General features: G+C 69.6%; 17 protein-coding genes and 1 pseudogene. 8 read left to right on the top strand and 10 right to left on the bottom strand.

Annotation, left to right across the window (positions count from 1 at the left end):
• Positions 1 to 11: 11 nt before the first annotated feature.
• The 8 genes from NBY65_RS08150 to aroQ all read right to left on the bottom strand — a co-directional run bounded on the left by NBY65_RS08150 (position 12) and on the right by aroQ (position 6,558).
• Positions 12 to 1,049 (bottom strand): agmatinase, encoded by a 1,038-nt coding sequence (locus tag NBY65_RS08150; protein ID WP_150040529.1) that lies wholly within the window; start codon positions 1,047 to 1,049, stop codon positions 12 to 14.
• A gap of 208 nt (positions 1,050 to 1,257) precedes the next feature.
• Complete coding sequence (locus NBY65_RS08155; protein WP_150040530.1) at positions 1,258 to 2,157, bottom strand: protein-methionine-sulfoxide reductase heme-binding subunit MsrQ; 900 nt, start codon at positions 2,155 to 2,157, stop codon at positions 1,258 to 1,260.
• A gap of 24 nt (positions 2,158 to 2,181) precedes the next feature.
• The gene (locus NBY65_RS08160; protein ID WP_150040531.1) at positions 2,182 to 2,769 is read right to left on the bottom strand and encodes a hypothetical protein; all 588 of its coding nucleotides are present in this window, start codon (positions 2,767 to 2,769) and stop codon (positions 2,182 to 2,184) included.
• Entirely contained in the window at positions 2,766 to 3,443 is a 678-nt protein-coding gene (locus NBY65_RS08165; protein ID WP_150040532.1) for a hypothetical protein, read from the bottom strand. The genes NBY65_RS08160 and NBY65_RS08165 overlap by 4 nt, the downstream gene beginning before the upstream one ends.
• A gap of 5 nt (positions 3,444 to 3,448) precedes the next feature.
• Positions 3,449 to 4,138, bottom strand: a complete 690-nt coding sequence (gene aat / locus NBY65_RS08170) for a leucyl/phenylalanyl-tRNA--protein transferase (RefSeq protein ID WP_150040533.1) — start codon at positions 4,136 to 4,138, stop codon at positions 3,449 to 3,451.
• 117 nt (positions 4,139 to 4,255) lie between these two features.
• A complete protein-coding gene (gene accC / locus NBY65_RS08175) occupies positions 4,256 to 5,599 on the bottom strand; it encodes an acetyl-CoA carboxylase biotin carboxylase subunit (RefSeq protein ID WP_150040534.1) in 1,344 nt (447 codons plus the stop codon).
• Between the two features lie 18 nt (positions 5,600 to 5,617).
• Positions 5,618 to 6,097, bottom strand: a complete 480-nt coding sequence (gene accB, locus NBY65_RS08180; protein ID WP_150040535.1) for an acetyl-CoA carboxylase biotin carboxyl carrier protein — start codon at positions 6,095 to 6,097, stop codon at positions 5,618 to 5,620.
• Complete coding sequence (gene aroQ, locus NBY65_RS08185) at positions 6,094 to 6,558, bottom strand: type II 3-dehydroquinate dehydratase (RefSeq protein WP_150040536.1); 465 nt, start codon at positions 6,556 to 6,558, stop codon at positions 6,094 to 6,096. The genes accB and aroQ overlap by 4 nt, the downstream gene beginning before the upstream one ends.
• Positions 6,559 to 6,708: 150 nt before the next feature.
• Between aroQ and thiS the strand changes: the two genes are divergently transcribed.
• Positions 6,709 to 6,897 (top strand): sulfur carrier protein ThiS, encoded by a 189-nt coding sequence (gene thiS / locus NBY65_RS08190; RefSeq protein ID WP_239002764.1) that lies wholly within the window; start codon positions 6,709 to 6,711, stop codon positions 6,895 to 6,897.
• 2 nt (positions 6,898 to 6,899) lie between these two features.
• Complete coding sequence (locus NBY65_RS08195) at positions 6,900 to 7,709, top strand: thiazole synthase (protein ID WP_150040538.1); 810 nt, start codon at positions 6,900 to 6,902, stop codon at positions 7,707 to 7,709.
• 58 nt (positions 7,710 to 7,767) lie between these two features.
• On the opposite strand, the gene NBY65_RS08200 is transcribed toward NBY65_RS08195, so the two are convergent.
• Positions 7,768 to 8,772: a YihY/virulence factor BrkB family protein gene (locus NBY65_RS08200; protein WP_162530514.1), complete on the bottom strand. Its 1,005-nt coding sequence runs from the start codon at positions 8,770 to 8,772 to the stop codon at positions 7,768 to 7,770.
• Positions 8,773 to 9,114: 342 nt separating this feature from the next.
• On the opposite strand from NBY65_RS08200, the gene NBY65_RS08205 reads away from it, so the two are divergent.
• Both NBY65_RS08205 and NBY65_RS08210 read left to right on the top strand, forming a co-directional pair.
• A complete protein-coding gene (locus tag NBY65_RS08205; protein ID WP_150040540.1) occupies positions 9,115 to 10,245 on the top strand; it encodes a type III PLP-dependent enzyme in 1,131 nt (376 codons plus the stop codon).
• A gap of 96 nt (positions 10,246 to 10,341) precedes the next feature.
• The gene (locus NBY65_RS08210; protein ID WP_150040541.1) at positions 10,342 to 11,040 is read left to right on the top strand and encodes a dienelactone hydrolase family protein; all 699 of its coding nucleotides are present in this window, start codon (positions 10,342 to 10,344) and stop codon (positions 11,038 to 11,040) included.
• A gap of 21 nt (positions 11,041 to 11,061) precedes the next feature.
• On the opposite strand, the pseudogene NBY65_RS08215 reads toward NBY65_RS08210, so the two are convergent.
• A pseudogene (locus tag NBY65_RS08215) lies at positions 11,062 to 12,411 on the bottom strand (methyl-accepting chemotaxis protein); the annotation flags it as partial.
• A 948-nt stretch (positions 12,412 to 13,359) separates the two neighbouring features.
• On the opposite strand from NBY65_RS08215, the gene NBY65_RS08220 reads away from it, so the two are divergent.
• The 4 genes from NBY65_RS08220 to aqpZ all read left to right on the top strand — a co-directional run bounded on the left by NBY65_RS08220 (position 13,360) and on the right by aqpZ (position 17,118).
• A complete protein-coding gene (locus NBY65_RS08220) occupies positions 13,360 to 14,175 on the top strand; it encodes a CoA transferase (protein WP_150040543.1) in 816 nt (271 codons plus the stop codon).
• On the top strand, positions 14,172 to 14,936 hold the full coding sequence (locus NBY65_RS08225; protein WP_150040544.1) for a CoA-transferase: 765 nt from the start codon (positions 14,172 to 14,174) through the stop codon (positions 14,934 to 14,936). The genes NBY65_RS08220 and NBY65_RS08225 overlap by 4 nt, the downstream gene beginning before the upstream one ends.
• Before the next feature lie 2 nt (positions 14,937 to 14,938).
• Positions 14,939 to 16,183 carry a CaiB/BaiF CoA transferase family protein gene (locus NBY65_RS08230; RefSeq protein ID WP_150040545.1) on the top strand — a complete coding sequence of 415 codons (1,245 nt, stop codon included), beginning with the start codon at positions 14,939 to 14,941 and terminating at the stop codon, positions 16,181 to 16,183.
• A gap of 158 nt (positions 16,184 to 16,341) precedes the next feature.
• Complete coding sequence (gene aqpZ, locus NBY65_RS08235; RefSeq protein ID WP_150040546.1) at positions 16,342 to 17,118, top strand: aquaporin Z; 777 nt, start codon at positions 16,342 to 16,344, stop codon at positions 17,116 to 17,118.
• The last annotated feature ends 13 nt before the right edge of the window (positions 17,119 to 17,131 follow it).

The raw sequence follows: 17,131 nt of genomic DNA on the forward strand, positions 1-17,131 counted from the left end.
CACGGCCGTAATTATGGCGCCAGCGCGACGAGGGAAAACATCTCGAACAGCATCTGGGCGGCGACCTGCGCCGTCACGGTTGTGGGATCGTATTGGGGCGCCACTTCCACCACGTCGCCACCGATCACGCGCAACCCGACAAGCGCGCGCAGGATCCGCTGGGCCTCGCGCGGGGTCAGCCCGCCCACCTCCGGCGTGCCGGTGCCCGGGCAGAACGCCGGATCGAGCCCGTCGACGTCGAAAGAAATATAGAAGGGCTGGTCCCCCACCACCTCCCGCGCCTTCGCCGCCACGGCATCGATGCCCATGGTGTCGACATCCTCGGCATGGATCACCGTCATGCCGGAGACGTAGGAAAACTCGTAGAGCATCTCGGCCGAGCCGCGGATGCCGATCTGGATGGTGCGCGCGGGATCGAGCACGCCCTCCAGCACCGCCTGCCGGAACGGTCCGCCATGGTGGAACCGGGTACCCTCCTGCGGCCCGGAGGTGTCGCAATGGGCGTCGATATGCACCAGCCCCACCGGGCGGTCGCGCCCGAGCGCCCCCAGGATCGGCCCGGTGATGGAATGGTCGCCCCCCACCGACAGCGGCACCACCCCAGCGGCGGCGAGGCGCGCATAGAAGCCGGCGATGTCGGCGATGTTGTCCTCGAGGCTGAAGCGCCCGCGGAACGGCACGTCGCCGATATCGGCGGCCCGCCGTTCCGCCAGCGGCGTGACGCGCAGGGCGTGGTTGAACGGGCCGACCCGCTCGACGGCGCGCACGGCGCGCGGGCCAAACCGGGAGCCCGAGCGGTTGGTGACGCCCAGATCGGTCGGCACACCGACCAGGGCCACCTGCAGCCCGCCGAAATCTGGCAGATCCGGCGCTTCCGGCCGGAACGGCGCGCCAAGCAGGGTCGAGACGCCGGCAAAGGGCAGGCTGCGGCGGTTCTCGCCGGTGAAGGCCAGGCCGATCGCCTTGCGGAAATCAGGATCATCCGTCTGGTCGCTGCGGGCATCGGCATAGCGCGCGCGCAGCGCCGCCAGCCTGGCATCGTCGGTCATGCGGAATCCCCCTTCGTTTGCTCGCGTCCATCGCCTGCGGTCGGTGAACGGCCGGCCGGGCCGCCGCGAGGTCGATCGGCCAGTGCCAATGCCCGGCACATGCGATTGGACGCAAGCATCGCCGGAAGGGTTGCCACTCTGAGGGAGAACAACGCAAGCGTCGAGTGACCGTGGCGCGATGGTCGGGTGGCCCCGGCGTGGCCCGACCTCATTCCCCCGGCGTAGCCGCCCCGAGCGGCCCGGCCCCGCGAGGCCGGCGCGCCCCACCCAGACGCCGGCCGACCCGCCGCGCCAGTGCGAGCACGACCACCACGCCTCCCCAGATCGCCACCTGCACCGCCGGCCGTGGCCCGAAGGCAATATCCAGATTGGCAGCCAGGACGCGCCCGGCCTGCGCGCCGTTGGCGAGCGCGTACCATGCCGCCTCGATCCCGGCCGCCACGCCGCCTGCCACCAGCGCCAGCAGGGGCAGCAGCCAGAACCGCCCCCGCCAGGGGCGCGGCGCCACCCGCCACAGCACCAGCCAGGACGCGGCGCCGGTGGCCAGCACCGCCGGGCCGACATCGGCCTTGGATTGCAGGAAATAGTGCCACAGCGCCAGCGGCAGCAGCACGAAGACCAGGCGATGCAGCCGCTTCCAGTCCCGTCCCAGCCGCTTCTGCCAGCCATCGGTGGAGGTGGCGGCGAGGACCAGCAGCATCACCAGGGCGGCGCAGCCGATCGCCAGGTAGAAGCGCAGCGCGATCTCGGTGACAACGGTGCCGAGCCGCCATTTCTGGTCGACGCAGAACAGCGTCAGATGCGCGAGCGCATAGGCGGCGGTGGCAAGACCGAGCAGGCGGCGCAGTTGCACGACACGCGGCCAGTCGAACACCGTGCGCGCCGGCGTCACCGCCAGGGTGAGCAGCAGGAACCACACCGTCCACTCGCCCAGGCCGTGCAGCACCTCGGTGACCGGCCGCGGGCCGAGGCCCTGCGTCGCCCAGAGCACCGCCAGCTCGGCGCCCGGACAGAGCACCAGCCCCAGCACCACGGCCTTGAGCCAGGAAAACCGCCCGGCATGGTCCCGCCACACCGCCAGCGCCGCCATCCGCGTCTTCGCGTTCATGCCCGCATGATCAGGGGGCGGATCTCAGCGTTGCCCAGGGGGCGGCGTGAGCTTTCGGTAATCCGGGGGAATCCGGAACACGGATTCGGGCTGGGCGGCATAGGTGACACGCAGTGCCTCCACCACCACCCGCCCCGCGGCGGCGGCCCGCAACAGCACGCCGTCGGCGGTGATGCAGGCCAGGGTGGGCGCGCCGGTCACATCGGCGGTGCGCCATTCGGTGCAGGACAGACCGGCGATCTCCGCCTGGCCCTGCCGCTGGAACGTCACCGCCCCCGGCGGCGCGCCGGGGCTGAACCGGGCCTGGTCGGCCGGCATTTGCAGCACCGACCGGTCCGCCTCGCGCACCGCGGAGAGGCGGTGTGCGCGCATGTCCACGACCACCCACATCCCCGGCGTCGGCGGGTCCAGGCGCAGCAATTGCGACCCGGCGGCCCAGCGCATGCGCTGTTCCACCACGCGCGGCCCGCCCGGCCGGTCGGGCTGCACCATCATGTAGACGACATCGACATCGCGGGTCGGGGTAACCGGGGGGCGATCCCCGGCCGCCATCGCCGGTTGCGCCGCCACCAGCAGCGCCGCCGCCACCAGCAGCGGCGGAAGCCGGGTCATTGCCGTCCGCGCAGGCGGTCGAGGATGGCGCCGGCACTGCCGCCAGAGGGGAGGCCGCCGGTCAGGCCGCCGGCATCCAGCAGCGCCTGCATGTTCACCCGGCGCAGATGGCCCGGCGGCTGAAACAAGGCGTCCGGCTGCGCGGCATAGTCCACGCCGGTGGCCTCGACGCGGCTTTCCTGCCCGGACCGGTCATGTCCGCTGGCGCGCAGCACCACGCCGTCGCCGGTCACGCAGACGGTGCCGCTGGCGGCTTCGCCGGCGACATCCCACACGGTGCAGCGCAATCCGGCCACCTGATCGCTGCCCCGCCGGGTGAAGTGCCGGCCGTTCTCCAGCACCAGGGCCTGATCCAATCCTGCCTTGGCCGGGGCGTCGAGCAGCACCCCGAGCTGTTCCATCACCACGCTGGCACGGCGCTCACGCGGATCGACCAGGATCCAGCCCGGCAGGGCGCCATCGATGCGCACCAGCCCGGATGCCGCCGAGTAGCGCAGCAGCACCTGCTTCGGCGCGCCCGGCTGCGGCAGGGAGGTGGCGTAGGTCACCGCGACGTCGCGCGTGGGCGGGAAGACGGGACGGTCCCGGGGCGCGGCGCGGGCGATCCCCACGGCCATCACCAGGGCGGCCAGCGCACCCGCGGCCAATCCCCCCATCCTGGGCAGGTTTCGCATGAAATTCAGTCCTTTCCGGCCTCGTCCCCAGCCCCGCCACGCCCGGCCAGAAGCCGCATCTCGGCCTCCAGCCGACCTGGATCCACCTCGAGGATCCAGCGTGCCGGCGTATCCACCGCCTGGGCGAGCAAGGTCTTGTAGGCGTCGCGGGGAATCTCGATCGCGCCGAACTGGGCCAGGTGGCTGGTGACGAACTGGGTGTCGAGCAGGGTGAACCCGCCGAGCCGCAGCCGTGCCACCAGATGCACCAGGGCGACCTTGGAGGCATCCCGAACCCGGCTGAACATGCTCTCGCCGAAGAACGCGCCGCCCAGTGCGACCCCATAGAGCCCGCCCACCAGGCAGCCATGCAGCCGGCACTCGATGGAATGGGCGTGTCCCAGCCGGTGCAGATCGGTGAAAAGCCGTTCTATTTCCGGATTGATCCAGGTGTCTTCCCGCCCTGGCGCCGCCTCGGCGCAGGCGGCGATGGTGGAGGGGAAGTCGCGGTCGGCCACCACCTCGAACCCGCCGTTGAGCGCGGTGCGCAGCAGTCGCCGCGAGAGGTGGAATCCCTCAAGTGGCAGCACGCCGCGTTGTTCGGGATCGAGCCAGTACAGTCGATCGCCCCGCCGTGTCTCCGCCATGGGAAACAGTCCGGCGCGATAGGCGCGCAGCATCAGATCCGGCGTAACCTCGAAGGAACGGCGGGACATCGGACGATACTGCCTGAGCGGCGCGGCGAAGGGAAGGAACGTGCCGCGCAGCGCTTTTGGGGTGCAGGGGCCTTGTGGCCCCTGCCGGGTCAAGGGCAGAGCCCTTGCCTTCCTTTATTACCCCTGCTGCGAGACAAACCGCTCCAGCCAGTGGATCGTGTACTGCCCCGCGATGAAATCGGGATGTTCGACGATACGCTGGTGCAGTGGCACGGTGGTTTCAATACCAACCACGGCGAATTCGGCGAGGCTGCGCCGCAGCCGGGCGATCGCCTCGGCCCGGGTGGGCGCGTGGACGATCAGCTTGGCCACCATGCTGTCGTAATAGGGCGGCACCACGTAGCCGGCATAGAGCGCGGAATCGACCCGCACCCCCAGCCCCCCGGGCGCGTGGAACGCGGTCACCCGACCCGGGGTGGGCATGAAGGTTTCCGGGTTTTCGGCGGTGATGCGGCACTCGATGGCGTGGCCGGTGAAGGCGATCTCCGACTGTTCGTAGGAGAGCCGGCGGCCGGCGGCGATGCGGATCTGTTCGCGCACCAGGTCGACGCCGCAGACCATTTCGGTCACCGGGTGCTCGACCTGCAGGCGGGTGTTCATCTCGATGAAGGCGAAATGCCCGTCCTGGTAGAGGAATTCCAGCGTGCCGGCGTTGCGGTAGCCAAGCTGGCTGAGCGCCGCCGTGACGGTGGACCCAAGGGCATCGCGCTGGCCCGGGGTCAGGGCGGGGGAGCCGGCCTCTTCCAGCAATTTCTGGTGGCGCCGCTGCAGGCTGCAGTCGCGTTCGCCGAAATGCACGACCTGGCCGAAATTGTCCGCCAGGATCTGCAGCTCGATATGGCGCGGCCGGTCGAGGTATTTTTCCATGTAGACGGCGTCGTTGCCGAACGCCGCGCGGGCTTCGGTGCGGGCGAGCTGCCACGCCTCCTCCAGCTCGTCGGGGCCCGCCGCCACCTTCATGCCGCGCCCGCCACCACCGGCCGCCGCCTTGATCAGCACCGGATAGCCGATATCGCTGGCGATGCGCCGCGCCTCGTCGATGTCGGCGATCGCCCCCGCCGAGCCCGGCACCAGTGGCACGCCGAGCGCGCCCATCGCCGCCTTGGCCGCGATCTTGTCGCCCATCATGCGGATATGCGCAGGCGACGGCCCGATGAAGGTCAGGCCGTGCGCCTCCACCATCTCGGCGAAGGAAGCGTTCTCGGAGAGGAACCCGTAGCCGGGGTGGATGGCATCCGCCCCGGTGATGGTGGCCGCCGAGAGGATCGACGGCACGTTGAGGTAGGAATCGCGGGCAGCCGGCGGGCCGATGCAGACGCTCTCGTCGGCGAGGCGCACATGCATGGCGGCGGCGTCGGCGGTGGAATGCACCGCGACGGTGCGGATGCCCATCTCGCGGCAGGCGCGCTGAATTCGCAGCGCGATCTCGCCCCGGTTGGCGATCAGGATCTTCTGGAACACGGTGCCCGCGTCCTCGGGCTATTCGAGGATCAGCAGAGGCTGGCCGTACTCGACCGGCGCACCCGACCCGATCAGGATGCGCGTGACCGTGCCCGCCTTCGGCGCCTTGATCTGATTGAAGGTCTTCATGGCCTCGATCAGCATCAGCGTCTGCCCCGCGGCCACGGTCTGGCCGGCGGTGACGAAGGGCTGCGACCCTGGCTCGGGCGAGAGATAGGCGACGCCGACCATCGGGCTGAGCACCGCGCCGGGATGCTGCGATTCATCCGCCGGCGGGGCCGGGTTGGCCGAGGGGCCGGCGGTGGCGACCGGCGGCGCCACCGTAACCGGGGCGGCAACCGGGACGGTGGAGACCGGCGCCGGGGCGGCGGGCGGATGCGCCCGGGCCACGCGGACGCGGCCATCCTTGCCCTCGATCTCGATCTCGGTCAGCCCCGTCTCGGTCAGGATCAGCGCGAGCTGCCTCACCGTCTCCGGGTCAATACTGACGGCGTTCATTCGTCGGGCGCCTCCAGAAGGTCGGCCATGGCGGTCAGCGCCAGCTTGTATCCGTTGATTCCGAGGCCGCAGATCACACCCACCGCCGCCTTCGAAACATAGGAGTGCTGCCGGAACTCTTCGCGCCGGTGAATATTCGTGACATGCACCTCGATGACCGGCAGCTCGGTCGCCAGCAGGGCGTCCATGAGCGCGATCGAGGTGGTGGTGTAGCCGGCCGGGTTGATGATGATGCCAGCGGCACGGCCACGGCATTCCTGCACCCAGGACACCAGTTCGCCTTCGCCGTTGGTCTGGCGGAAATCGATGGCGAGCCCGAGCTGATCGGCGATTTCGGCGCAGAGCGCCTCCACGTCGTCCAGCGTCGCGCTGCCATAAAGATGTGGCTGACGCAGCCCGAGCATGTTCATGTTCGGGCCGTTGAAGACGGCGATCAGCGGCAGGGAGGGTCCGGGCGACATGGCGGCGCCCCCTAGCACGGGTACAGCGTCGCATCAATGCGTGGCGGCATGGCCGCCCATGCAACCCGGCATCGGCCGGACGCTCGCTTGTTCGCAACGGGGCCGATCCCCATACTCGACACCATGGGAGAGCAAGACCTGACGCTCACATTGAACGGTGAGCCCCACGTGCTGGACGGGCGCCTGACGGTGACCGGCCTGCTCGAGCGGATCGGACTCGACCCGCGCAAGGTCGCGGTCGAGCGCAACCGGGAGATCGTGCCACGCTCGGCCTATGCCGGAACCTGGCTGGCCCCCGGCGACTCCCTCGAGATCGTGCATTTCATCGGCGGAGGCTGAACATGGATGGCCACATCCAGACGACGGACGGCCAGACGGAGGATGACGGCTGGACCGTCGCGGGACGGCGTTTCCGCTCGCGGCTGATCGTGGGCACCGGCAAATACAAGGACCTGGAGGAAACCGCCGCGGCGATCGCGGCGAGCGGGGCGGAAATGGTCACCGTGGCGGTGCGCCGGGTGAACCTCGCCGATCCCAAGGCGCCGATGCTGCAGGATTATGTCGACCCCCGCAAATACACATACCTGCCCAACACCGCGGGCTGCCACACCGCCGAGGACGCGGTGCGCACCCTGCGGCTGGCGCGCGAGGCCGGCGGGTGGAACCTGGTGAAGCTGGAGGTGCTCGGGCCGCCGCCCACGCTGTATCCGGACATGCCGGCCACGCTGGAGGCCGCCGCCGCCCTGATCAAGGACGGCTTCGAGGTGATGGTCTACTGCGCCGACGACCCGGTGGCGGCGAAGCGGCTGGAGGACATGGGCTGCGTCGCGATCATGCCGCTCGGCGCGCCGATCGGCTCGGGGCTCGGGCTGCAGAACCCGGCGATGATCTCGTTGATGCTGGAGACGGTGAAGGTGCCGCTGCTGGTCGATGCCGGCGTCGGCACCGCCTCGGATGCCGCCATCGCCATGGAGCTTGGCTGCACCGCGGTGCTGCTGAACTCGGCGATCGCGCATGCCCGCGATCCGGTGCGGATGGCGCGGGCGATGCGCCACGCCGTGGAGGCAGGCCGGCTGGCCCACCTTGCCGGCCGCATGCCGCGCCGGATGGGGGCCGATCCGTCGAGCCCGCTCACCGGGCTGATCCGCTGATCCCGGCCGCGGGGACCCGTTCCTGCCCGGGAGCAGGCCCCCGCCCGGAACGGCCGGTTCAGGATTTGTCGTCGACCACCACGTTGTCGGCCACGAAGGCCCCGCGCTTGCCGATCGGCCGCGGCTGGCCGGTGGTGGTATCCTCGGCCGTCTGCAGTTCCAGCTCGGCGTTCAGCTCTGCCCCGACCAGCACCGCGTAGGCGGAGACCCAGAACCACATCATCACGCCGACCACGGCGCCGAGCGGCCCATAGGTCGCGTCATAGCTGGCCAAGTGCACGACATAGAGCGAGAACAGCACCGAGGCGACAAGCCATAGCGCGGTCGCCAGCATCGAGCCCGGCGTCACCCAGTGCCAGCGTGCCTTCTGCCGTGACGGGCCGAAGCGGTACAGCAGCGCCAGCGCCAGCAGGACGAACCCCACCAGCACCGCGGTCGAGCCAAGCCGCGCCAGCCCGCGCGCATGCGCATCGAGCCCCAGGAAACTGATCGTCGCCGGCAACGCCACCAGCAAGGCCAGGCCCAGGATGGCGCCGAGCACCATGCAAAGCGTGATCAGCAGACTGGTCTTCTGGTACTCCAGGAAGCCGCGGCTCTCTTCTTCCTCGTAGGCAAGGTTCAGGGCGGCGATCAGGGATTTGGTGCCGGTCGTGGCACTCCAGAGCGCCACCCCGGTGCTGATCAGCAACGACAGGCCCAGTTCGGCACGGCCATGCGAGACCAGCGTGTGCACGCGGTCGGCGATCAACGCGAAGGCGGCGGGCGGCAACAGGTCGCGCAAGACCTCGAGCTGGGGCTCGACCGTGGCCGGATCGAAGATCAACCCATAGAGCGAGATCAGCATCGACAGCGCCGGGAACAGCGCCAGCGTCGCGAAGAAGGCGCTGCCGGCGGCGGCCAGGGAGACGCGGTCGGAAATGATCTCCCGCCAGGTCCGTCCGAGCACCTGCCGCCAGCCGCGCCAGGGGATGGCGACAGGGCTGCGGGCACCGCGGCCGAGCCCGTGGCCGCGCTGGACGATCTCCGCCAGGTCATCGCGTGGTTCAGGTGCCGGCGACCGCATCACGCCCTCCTGCAGACAGACATCCCCCCGTGTCCGGCCAACGCAACCAGCCCCCGGACGGTTTGCCGGCGGCATGTCCTCACCTCTGGTCAGGCCCGCTTCCATCACGGAAAAAACCACTTGCACCCCAGGGGGGCTGCGCCTATGTGCGATCCCCACGCAGCAACGCACGTGCCTCTGGCCCTCGGGTTACGCAACGACGTCAAGCGTTCTGGCAAGGGATTCTCGTCCCGGTTTCCGGGGTGATGAGTCTGCCGCTTTTCGCTGGTTCGTTCGACCGTTTCGCAATCTACGCCCATCGCCTTGACAGGTGGGCGCTTCATCAGAGGGAGGCACGGTGCGATGACGCCCAAGATCGCCCGATTCCTTGCTGAGCAGCAGCCGGCAACCCCGTGCCTGGTGCTCGACGTTGACCGCGTGGAAGGTAACTTCCGCGCGTTGCGCGATGCCCTGCCGCTCGCCCAGATCTATTACGCCGTGAAGGCGAATCCGGCGCATCCCATCCTGGAGCGTCTGGTCGGCCTCGGCAGCCGTTTCGACGCGGCCAGCTTCGAAGAGGTCGAGGCCTGCCTGCGCGCCGGCGCGCGGCCCGAGGCGGTCAGCTTCGGCAACACCATCAAGAAGGTTTCGGCGATCCGCCGCGCCTTCGCCGCCGGCGTGAGCATGTATGCGTTCGATTCCGTCGAGGAGCTGGAGAAGCTGGCCCAGCACGCGCCGGGCAGCCGTGTCTATTGCCGCATCCTGGTGGAGAACGCCGGCGCCGACTGGCCGCTGTCGCGCAAATTCGGCACCACGGTGGAAACCGCGCGCAATCTGATGCTGCGCGCCGGCGAGCTCGGGCTCGATCCGTACGGCCTGTCCTTCCATGTCGGCAGCCAGCAGACCTCCACCGCCAGCTACGAGGCGGCGATCGGCCGGGTGGCCATGCTGTTCACCGACCTGCGCGAGGCCGGGGTGAACCTGCGCATGCTCAATCTCGGCGGCGGCTTCCCGACCCGCTACCGCGACGAGGTGCCGGGCATCGACGCCTTCGGCAACGCCATCATGCATGCGATGACCGAAGCCTTCGGCAACGCCCTGCCCGAGATGGTGATCGAGCCGGGCCGCTTCATCGTCGCCGATGCCGGCGTGGTCAGCGCCGAGGTGGTGCTGGTCAGCCGCCGCAGCGAGGAACAACCGGTGCGCTGGGTGTATCTCGACATCGGGCGCTTCGGCGGGCTGGCCGAGACCGAAGGCGAGGCGATCCGCTACCGCATCACCACGCCGCATGACGGCGGGACGACCGGCCCGGTGGCGATCGCCGGCCCGACCTGCGACGGCGCCGACATCATGTACGAGCGCAGCAATTACCGCCTGCCCATGGCGCTGACCTGCGGCGACCGGGTGGAACTGCATTCGACCGGCGCCTACGTCACCACCTATGCCAGCCAGGCCTTCAACGGCTTCGCCCCGCTCGCCGAGCATTACATCTGACGTCTTCCTGAAGCCTCCTCCCCCGCGCGGGGAGGAGGCAGGACGGAGAGTCCCGGGTATCCTCGGCCGCGACAACAAGCGGCAAAGGGGGTCCCCATGGCGAGCATCAGCATCCAGGCCGGCGACGGCACCGGCCATTTCGACGCGTACGTGGTCGAGCCCACGGGCCGGCCGGCCGGCGCGGTGGTGCTGATCCAGGAAATCTTCGGCGTCAACGCCTCGTTGCGGGAAACCGCGGCACAGGTCGCGGAACTCGGCTTCTTCGCCGTCGCCCCCGACCTGTTCTGGCGGCAGGAACGCAATGTCGACCTGACCGACAAGTCGCAGGCCGAGTGGGACAAGGCGTTCGCGCTGATGAACGGCTTCGACCACGACAAGGGCATCGCCGACCTCAAGGCCACGCTCGCCGCCGCGCGCGCCCTGCCCGGCGGCAACGGCCGCGCCGGCACCATGGGCTACTGCCTCGGCGGCCTGCTGGCCGTCCGCATGGCGCTGGAATCGGACGCCGACGTGAACGTTTCCTATTATGGCGTCGGGCTCGACAGATTCGCCGGGGCGCTGGCCGGGGTGAGCAAGCCGCTGCTGCTGCACATCGCCGACCAGGACGAGTTCTTCCCACCCGAAGGCCGCGCGAAGGTGATCGCCGCAGCCAAGGACCATCCGGCGATCCGCGCCTACGTCTATCCGAACGCCAACCACGCCTTTGCCCGGGTCGGCGGGGTGCATTGGCATGCGCGCTCGGCCTGGATCGCCAATGGCCGCAGCGCCGAGGCCCTGGCCGCCGCCCTGGATTGAACCGTCGATGGCTGCTGCCGCCTAGGCGGCAGCCGATCCCGTCTCGTGCTGCAACAGCCGGCGCAGCCGCGTCCGGCCCGCCTCGTCCAGGCGGAACGCGACACCGGCCCCATCCTTCTCGACATGGCCGATCACGCAGGCCAGCCCCCGCACGTCGCCGATATCGATGCTGGCCTGCTGACCCATGCGCAGCCCGGCGCAGCCCCGCAGCCGCGCGCCACCCTCGCTGATGTCGGTTACCTCCACCGCCGTGCCGCCCCGCCCGTCCAGGCTGAGCCGTGCCGGCAAGGCAACCGGATGGCGCTTGAACAGGCGCCGGTCCACATCCTCGGTCGCGCTGCGCACCACCCGCACCACGGAGGCCTTCAACTGCCCGACCGCCGCGGCAAGGTCGGCGGCGTTCCCGTGCACCTCGGCGGCGTCATGGCCGGTCCGCTCCGCCTCGGCGAGCACTCCGCCGATCAGCGCCGTCATTTCGGTGGTGGCGGCGGCGGTCTCGGTCACGTTGCGAGCGATCTCGTTGGCCGCGAGTCCTTGCTCCTGCACCGCGGTGGCGATCGCCCCGGCGATGGCATTCATCTCGCCGATCGTCTGCTCGATGCGGTGCACCGCGGCGACGGAAGTGGCGGTGGCCTGCCCGACCTCGGCGAGGGTGCGGGCGATCTCCTCGGTCGAGCGGGTGGTCTGGGCCGCGAGCGTCTTCACCTCGCCGGCCACCACGGCAAAGCCCCGCCCTGCCTCGCCGGCGCGGGCGGCCTCGATGGTGGCGTTCAGGGCCAGCAGGTTGGTGCGGCTGGCGATATCGCGGATCAGGTCGGCGACCGTGCCGATCCGTGTTACCTGCTCGTCCAGCGCCGCGATCGCCGCGCAGGTCTCGTTGCCGGCGGTGACTGCCTGACCGACGATCACGCTCGACTGCCCGACCTGGGCGGTGATCTGCTGGATCGCCGCCGAGAGCTGCCCGACCGCGCTCGCCGCCGCCTGGGAATTGGCGGTCACCCGCGTGGCCGAAGCCGAGGCACCCTGCAGCGAGGCGCCGGTACGGGCAGCCGACCCGGTCATGGTGTTGGCGACCGCTTCCATCGCCCCGGTGCGCTGCTCGATCTGGTCCAGCGCCTTCCTGGTCTCCGATTCAATGGTCGCCGCCATGGTGGTCACGGCGCTGCGCCGGTCGGCGTCGGCGGCGCGGCGGGTTTCTTCCTGGGCGGCGGCAAGCCGGCGGTTCTCGCTCGCCTGCACCCGGAATACCTCCAGCGCCTCGGCCATCCGGCCGATCTCGTCGCGCCGGCCCAGGCCGGTCACGGTGATGTCGAGGTTGCCCTGCGCCAGGTCGCGCATGGCCGCGATGCTCGCCATGATCGGCCGGATCAGGGAATGGCGCAGGATCCAGATCACCAGGATGCAGACGCCCACGCCAACGACCGTCAGGCCGTTGACGACCCGGCTGGCCAGCACCGCGAGTTGCTCGGCGGCCTCGACCGATCCCAGCGTCTGCTGCCCGGCGGCCTGCATCGCCGCCTCGACGCGCTGGTCGATCGCCTCGAATTTCCCGGTCAGGGCATCGGCCGCCGCATCGAATTCCTCCATCAACGCGTTGCCGGCCTCGATGCCCTGGTCGATGTAGATGCGCGTCATCTTCACGCCGAGCGCATGGTAGCCGGCGAAGGCAGCGGCCAGGGTGTCGAGCTCCGTGTCCAGCCCTGCCAGCGCCGCGCCAGCCGGCAGGCGCCCGAGCACCGCCCTGGCGTCGCGCAGCCGGTCGGCAAAGCTGGTGGCGTGCTTGGCGGCCTCCTCGAATCCGTCCTCATGATGGGTGGCGGCCGCATCCTGGAGGAATTGCTGCACCTGGATGATGTGGACCTGGATGCCCTGGACCGCCAGTTGCAGCGGCCTCAGATCGGCGATCAGCCGGGTCGCATCGTGCCGGGCCTGCACCAGACTGGCGACCTGCTGAAGCGAAAATGATTGGGTTGCCCCACAAATTCCAAGCAACACAATAATCAGCAGCGAAACAACAGACAGCAATCTGGCCTGGATCGACACAAGAGCACTCCGAAACTTGCCACCCCTGGTTGATATAGCAAACGCCGACACACGGGTGTTCTTATATATTGTTGGTCTGATTTCCGTCCGGCCGAGCAACTCATCCTGCGCCGGCACCCGACCATCAGGCGGTTGCCACACGGCATCATCGCGGTGCAGGATTGTCCCGGCACGATTGCGTGCCGTCCGACGACGGGCGGACATGAGTGATGTCCCGTCGCAATTCACGGCAATATCGCCGACGCCTGAGCTGACCGGGCATGGGAGGAAATGCGCATGACGCCGATCGCACTCGCGGCGCTGGCGGAGCTGATCCCCGACGGGACGCTCCTGGCATTGCCGCCGGACACCTCGCTGTCGCCAGGTGCGCTGGCCCGGGCGCTGGTGCGCCGGGGGGCCCGCGGATTGCGGCTGCTGGGCGTGCCGGTTTCCGGCTATGCGACCGACCTACTGATCGGCGCGGGATGCGTTGCCTCGGTGCAGACCAGCGCGGCCACGATCGGCGAGGCCGGGTTGGCGCCGCGCTTCGCCGCGGCCCTTGCCCGCGGCACGATCACGGTGATCGACGCCACCTGCCCGGCCATCCACACCATGCTGCAGGCCGCCGAGAAAGGAGTGCCGTTCATGCCGCTGCGCGGCGTGATCGGCAGTGATCTTCTTGCCCACCGGCCGGATTGGAAGGTGATCGACAACCCCTTCGCCGCGTCCGGCGACCCGATCCTGCTGCTGCCCGCACTGTCGCCGGAGGTGGCGGCCTTCCACGCGGGCTACGCCGACGCGGTGGGCAATGTCCATGTCGGGCGCCGCCGCGAGCTCGCCACCCTGGCGCATGCCTCCCGCCGCGTGCTGGTGACTGTCGAGCGCGTGGTGCCGGGCAACCTGCTGGAAGACGAGCACCTGGCCGCCGGCACCATCAGCGCCGCCTATGTCGAGGCGATCGCCCTCGCCCCCCGTGGCGCCTGGCCGGCCGGGCTGCCCGGGGACTACCCGATCGATGCGGCCCATCTCGCGGAATATGCCGGCGCGGCGCGCAGCGCCGAGGGGTTCCGCGACTACCTCGCCCGCCATGTCATGAACGAGGTGGCGGCATGAGCACGATCGCGCCGGAGGAAAGGTTGATCGCGGCAATCGCGGCGCTGATCCTCGATCCGGAGGCACCGCCGGTCCGCCATGCCGCGGTCGGCGCCGCCTCCGCGATTCCGGCCGCTGCCTGCTGGCTGGTGGCCAGGCAGGGCCACCCGCTCCGCCTGTCGCTGCTGCACCGGCCGCACGGCAATCCCTTCACCGAGGGCTCGCGCGAGCTGTTCGACCTCGCCGGACAGGGCCGCATCGACCTGTTCTTCCTCGGTGGCGGGCAGATCGACGCCCAGGCCAACCTCAACCTGATCGGCACCGGCGAATGGCCGGGCACCGGGGTGCGCTTCCCCGGCAGCTTCGGCTCGGCCTTCATGTATTTCGCGGTGCCCCGCACCATCCTCTTCCGCGAGGAACACTCCCGCCGCGTGCTGGTGCCGCGCGTGGACATCGTCTCGGCCCCCGGCGTCTCACCGCCGGGCGTCTGGCGGCGCGGCACCGCCCAGGCCCTGGTCACCGGCAAATGCGTCTTCCGCTTCAACCGCGCGCATGCCCGCTTCCGCCTCGCCTCGGTGCATCCGGGCGAGACCGCGGAGAGCGTGCGGATGGCCACCGGCTTCGATTTCGACGGCGATGCCAACCCGCCCTGCACCCCCGATCCGACCCCGCACCAGATCGAGCTGATGCGCGGCCCGGTGTGTGACGAGATGCTCGAGACTTATCCCGCGTTCTGCCGCCGCGTCTGGGGGCGTGGGAGCAACGCTGAAAGGGCTGCCTGACCATGGAGGAAACACCGCCGGCACCACCGGACGCGAAGGGCCAGGGCCTGGCCACCTCGCCGGGCGCGCTCGCCGGGCTGAAGGTGATCGACCTGACCCGCGTGCTGGGCGGGCCGTACTGCACCATGATCCTGTCCGACCACGGCGCCGACGTGATCAAGGTGGAACCGCCGCAGGGCGACGAGACGCGCGACTGGGGACCGCCCTTCCTGGACGGCGACGCCAGCTACTTCATCGGGGTCAACCGCAACAAGCGCTCGATCGCGCTGGACATCGGCAAGCCGGCAGGGCGGGCGGTGCTGCTGCGCCTGCTCGCGGGCGCGGACGTGCTGGTGGAAAACTTCAAGCCCGGCGGCATGGAGAAATGGGGGCTCGGCTACGAGCAGGACCTCGCCCCCCGCTTCCCCGGCCTGATCCATTGCCGGGTCTCGGGCTTCGGGGCGGAGGGCCCGCTCGGCGGCCTGCCCGGCTACGATGCCATCCTGCAGGCGATGACCGGGCTGATGAGCATCAACGGCGATCCCTCGACCGGGCCGATGCGCATGGGCACGCCGATCGTCGATCTGGCGACCGGGCTCTATTCCGCCATCGCCATCCTGATGGCGCTGCAGGAACGGCATCGCTCGGGACGCGGACAGTTCCTCGACATGACGCTGCATGATTGCGGCATGGCGCTGCTGCATCCGCAGGCCGCCAACTATCTGCTGAACGGCCGCCGGCCGATGCCGCTGGGCAATCCGCACCCGAACCTCGCGCCCTATGAGAAATATCCGACGCGGACCTGCGAGATCTTCGTCGCGGTGGGCAATGACGGGCAGTTCCGCCGGCTGTGCGACCTGCTCGGCCGTCCGGACATGGCAAGCGACCCGCGCTTCCTGCACAACGCCGACCGGCTGGCCAACCGGCCGGCGATGATCGCCATCTTTTCCGACATCCTCGCCGGGATGGACGGACACGAGATCGCCGGGCGGCTGCTGTGCAACGGGGTTCCCGCCGGGCCGGTGCTGCCGGTGGACGAGGCGCTGGCGGCACCGCACACGGCGGCCCGGCAGATGGTGACGGAATGCGACGGCTATCGCGCGCTCGGCACCCCCATCAAGCTGTCGCGCACGCCGGGCGGCACGCGCGGCAAGCCACCCCGCTTCGGCCAGCATGCCGAGGAAATCCTGGCCGAACACGGATTCGACGCAGCGGACATCACGGCCCTCCGGCATGAAGGCGTCATTATGACAGAAAGAAGAAAGTGATCTTTCCAGAAATAAATGCACAGCAATTGATACAGAATCCATCAAATTTAGCAAAAGGCGATCTGTTTGAACAATAACCTGCGATCAAAACATGATGTGTGACGCCCTCCATCCCTCTCGATTTAAGGTCGCGCTCGGATTGACCCGGGAGGACGAAGGTGTCACGCAAACTGACGGCTGAATTCCTCGGAACGTTGTGGCTTGTCCTGGGCGGATGCGGCAGCGCCGTGCTGGCGGCGAAATTCCCCGGCATCGGCATCGGCCTGCTGGGGGTCGCGTTCGCCTTCGGCCTGACAGTGCTGACCATGGCCTATGCCGTCGGGCATATCTCGGGTGCCCACTTCAACCCCGCCGTCACGCTCGGCCTGGTCAGCGCCGGCCGGGTCCGGCTGATCGAAGCACCGGGCTACATCATCGCCCAGCTCCTCGGGGGCCTGGCCGGGGCGGCCATCCTCTATGTGATCGCCTCGGGAGGGGCCGGGTTCAGCCTTGATGCCGGCTTCGCCGCCAATGGCTATGGCGAGCACTCGCCGGGTGGCTACGGCCTCGGCGCCGCGCTGGTGAGCGAGGTGGTGATGACTTTCCTGTTCCTGCTGGTCATCCTCGGCGCCACCTCGGAGCGGGCGCCCCCCGGCTTCGCCCCCCTGGCCATCGGCCTGTGCCTCACGCTGATCCACCTGATCAGCATCCCGGTGACCAACACCAGCGTGAACCCGGCCCGCAGCACCTCCCAGGCGATCTTCGTAGGAGGCTGGGCCCTGTCGCAGCTCTGGGTGTTCTGGGTCGCCCCGATCGCGGGCGCCGTCGCGGCCGGGTTGCTGCATTCATGGCTGGGCGCCGAGGACAGCGTCGCCGATCGCGAGTCCGCTTTGCGGAAAGCCGCCCAGGAAGCCGGCGAAGCGCTGGCCCCCTCCACCGCCCGCGAGCCGCGCTGAGGTCCGACTGGCG

The sequence above is a fragment of the Rhodovastum atsumiense genome (assembly GCF_937425535.1).
Taxonomy (GTDB): domain Bacteria; phylum Pseudomonadota; class Alphaproteobacteria; order Acetobacterales; family Acetobacteraceae; genus Rhodovastum; species Rhodovastum atsumiense.

Coding starts and splice junctions, on each gene's coding strand:
- NBY65_RS08150 (WP_150040529.1), bottom strand. CDS start 1,049: ATGACCGACGATGCCAGGCTGGCGGCGCTGCGCGCGCGCTATGCCGAT.
- NBY65_RS08155 (WP_150040530.1), bottom strand. CDS start 2,157: ATGAACGCGAAGACGCGGATGGCGGCGCTGGCGGTGTGGCGGGACCAT.
- NBY65_RS08160 (WP_150040531.1), bottom strand. CDS start 2,769: ATGACCCGGCTTCCGCCGCTGCTGGTGGCGGCGGCGCTGCTGGTGGCG.
- NBY65_RS08165 (WP_150040532.1), bottom strand. CDS start 3,443: ATGCGAAACCTGCCCAGGATGGGGGGATTGGCCGCGGGTGCGCTGGCC.
- aat (WP_150040533.1), bottom strand. CDS start 4,138: ATGTCCCGCCGTTCCTTCGAGGTTACGCCGGATCTGATGCTGCGCGCC.
- accB (WP_150040535.1), bottom strand. CDS start 6,097: ATGAACGCCGTCAGTATTGACCCGGAGACGGTGAGGCAGCTCGCGCTG.
- aroQ (WP_150040536.1), bottom strand. CDS start 6,558: ATGTCGCCCGGACCCTCCCTGCCGCTGATCGCCGTCTTCAACGGCCCG.
- NBY65_RS08195 (WP_150040538.1), top strand. CDS start 6,900: ATGGATGGCCACATCCAGACGACGGACGGCCAGACGGAGGATGACGGC.
- NBY65_RS08200 (WP_162530514.1), bottom strand. CDS start 8,772: ATGCGGTCGCCGGCACCTGAACCACGCGATGACCTGGCGGAGATCGTC.
- NBY65_RS08205 (WP_150040540.1), top strand. CDS start 9,115: ATGACGCCCAAGATCGCCCGATTCCTTGCTGAGCAGCAGCCGGCAACC.
- NBY65_RS08210 (WP_150040541.1), top strand. CDS start 10,342: ATGGCGAGCATCAGCATCCAGGCCGGCGACGGCACCGGCCATTTCGAC.
- NBY65_RS08220 (WP_150040543.1), top strand. CDS start 13,360: ATGACGCCGATCGCACTCGCGGCGCTGGCGGAGCTGATCCCCGACGGG.
- NBY65_RS08225 (WP_150040544.1), top strand. CDS start 14,172: ATGAGCACGATCGCGCCGGAGGAAAGGTTGATCGCGGCAATCGCGGCG.
- NBY65_RS08230 (WP_150040545.1), top strand. CDS start 14,939: ATGGAGGAAACACCGCCGGCACCACCGGACGCGAAGGGCCAGGGCCTG.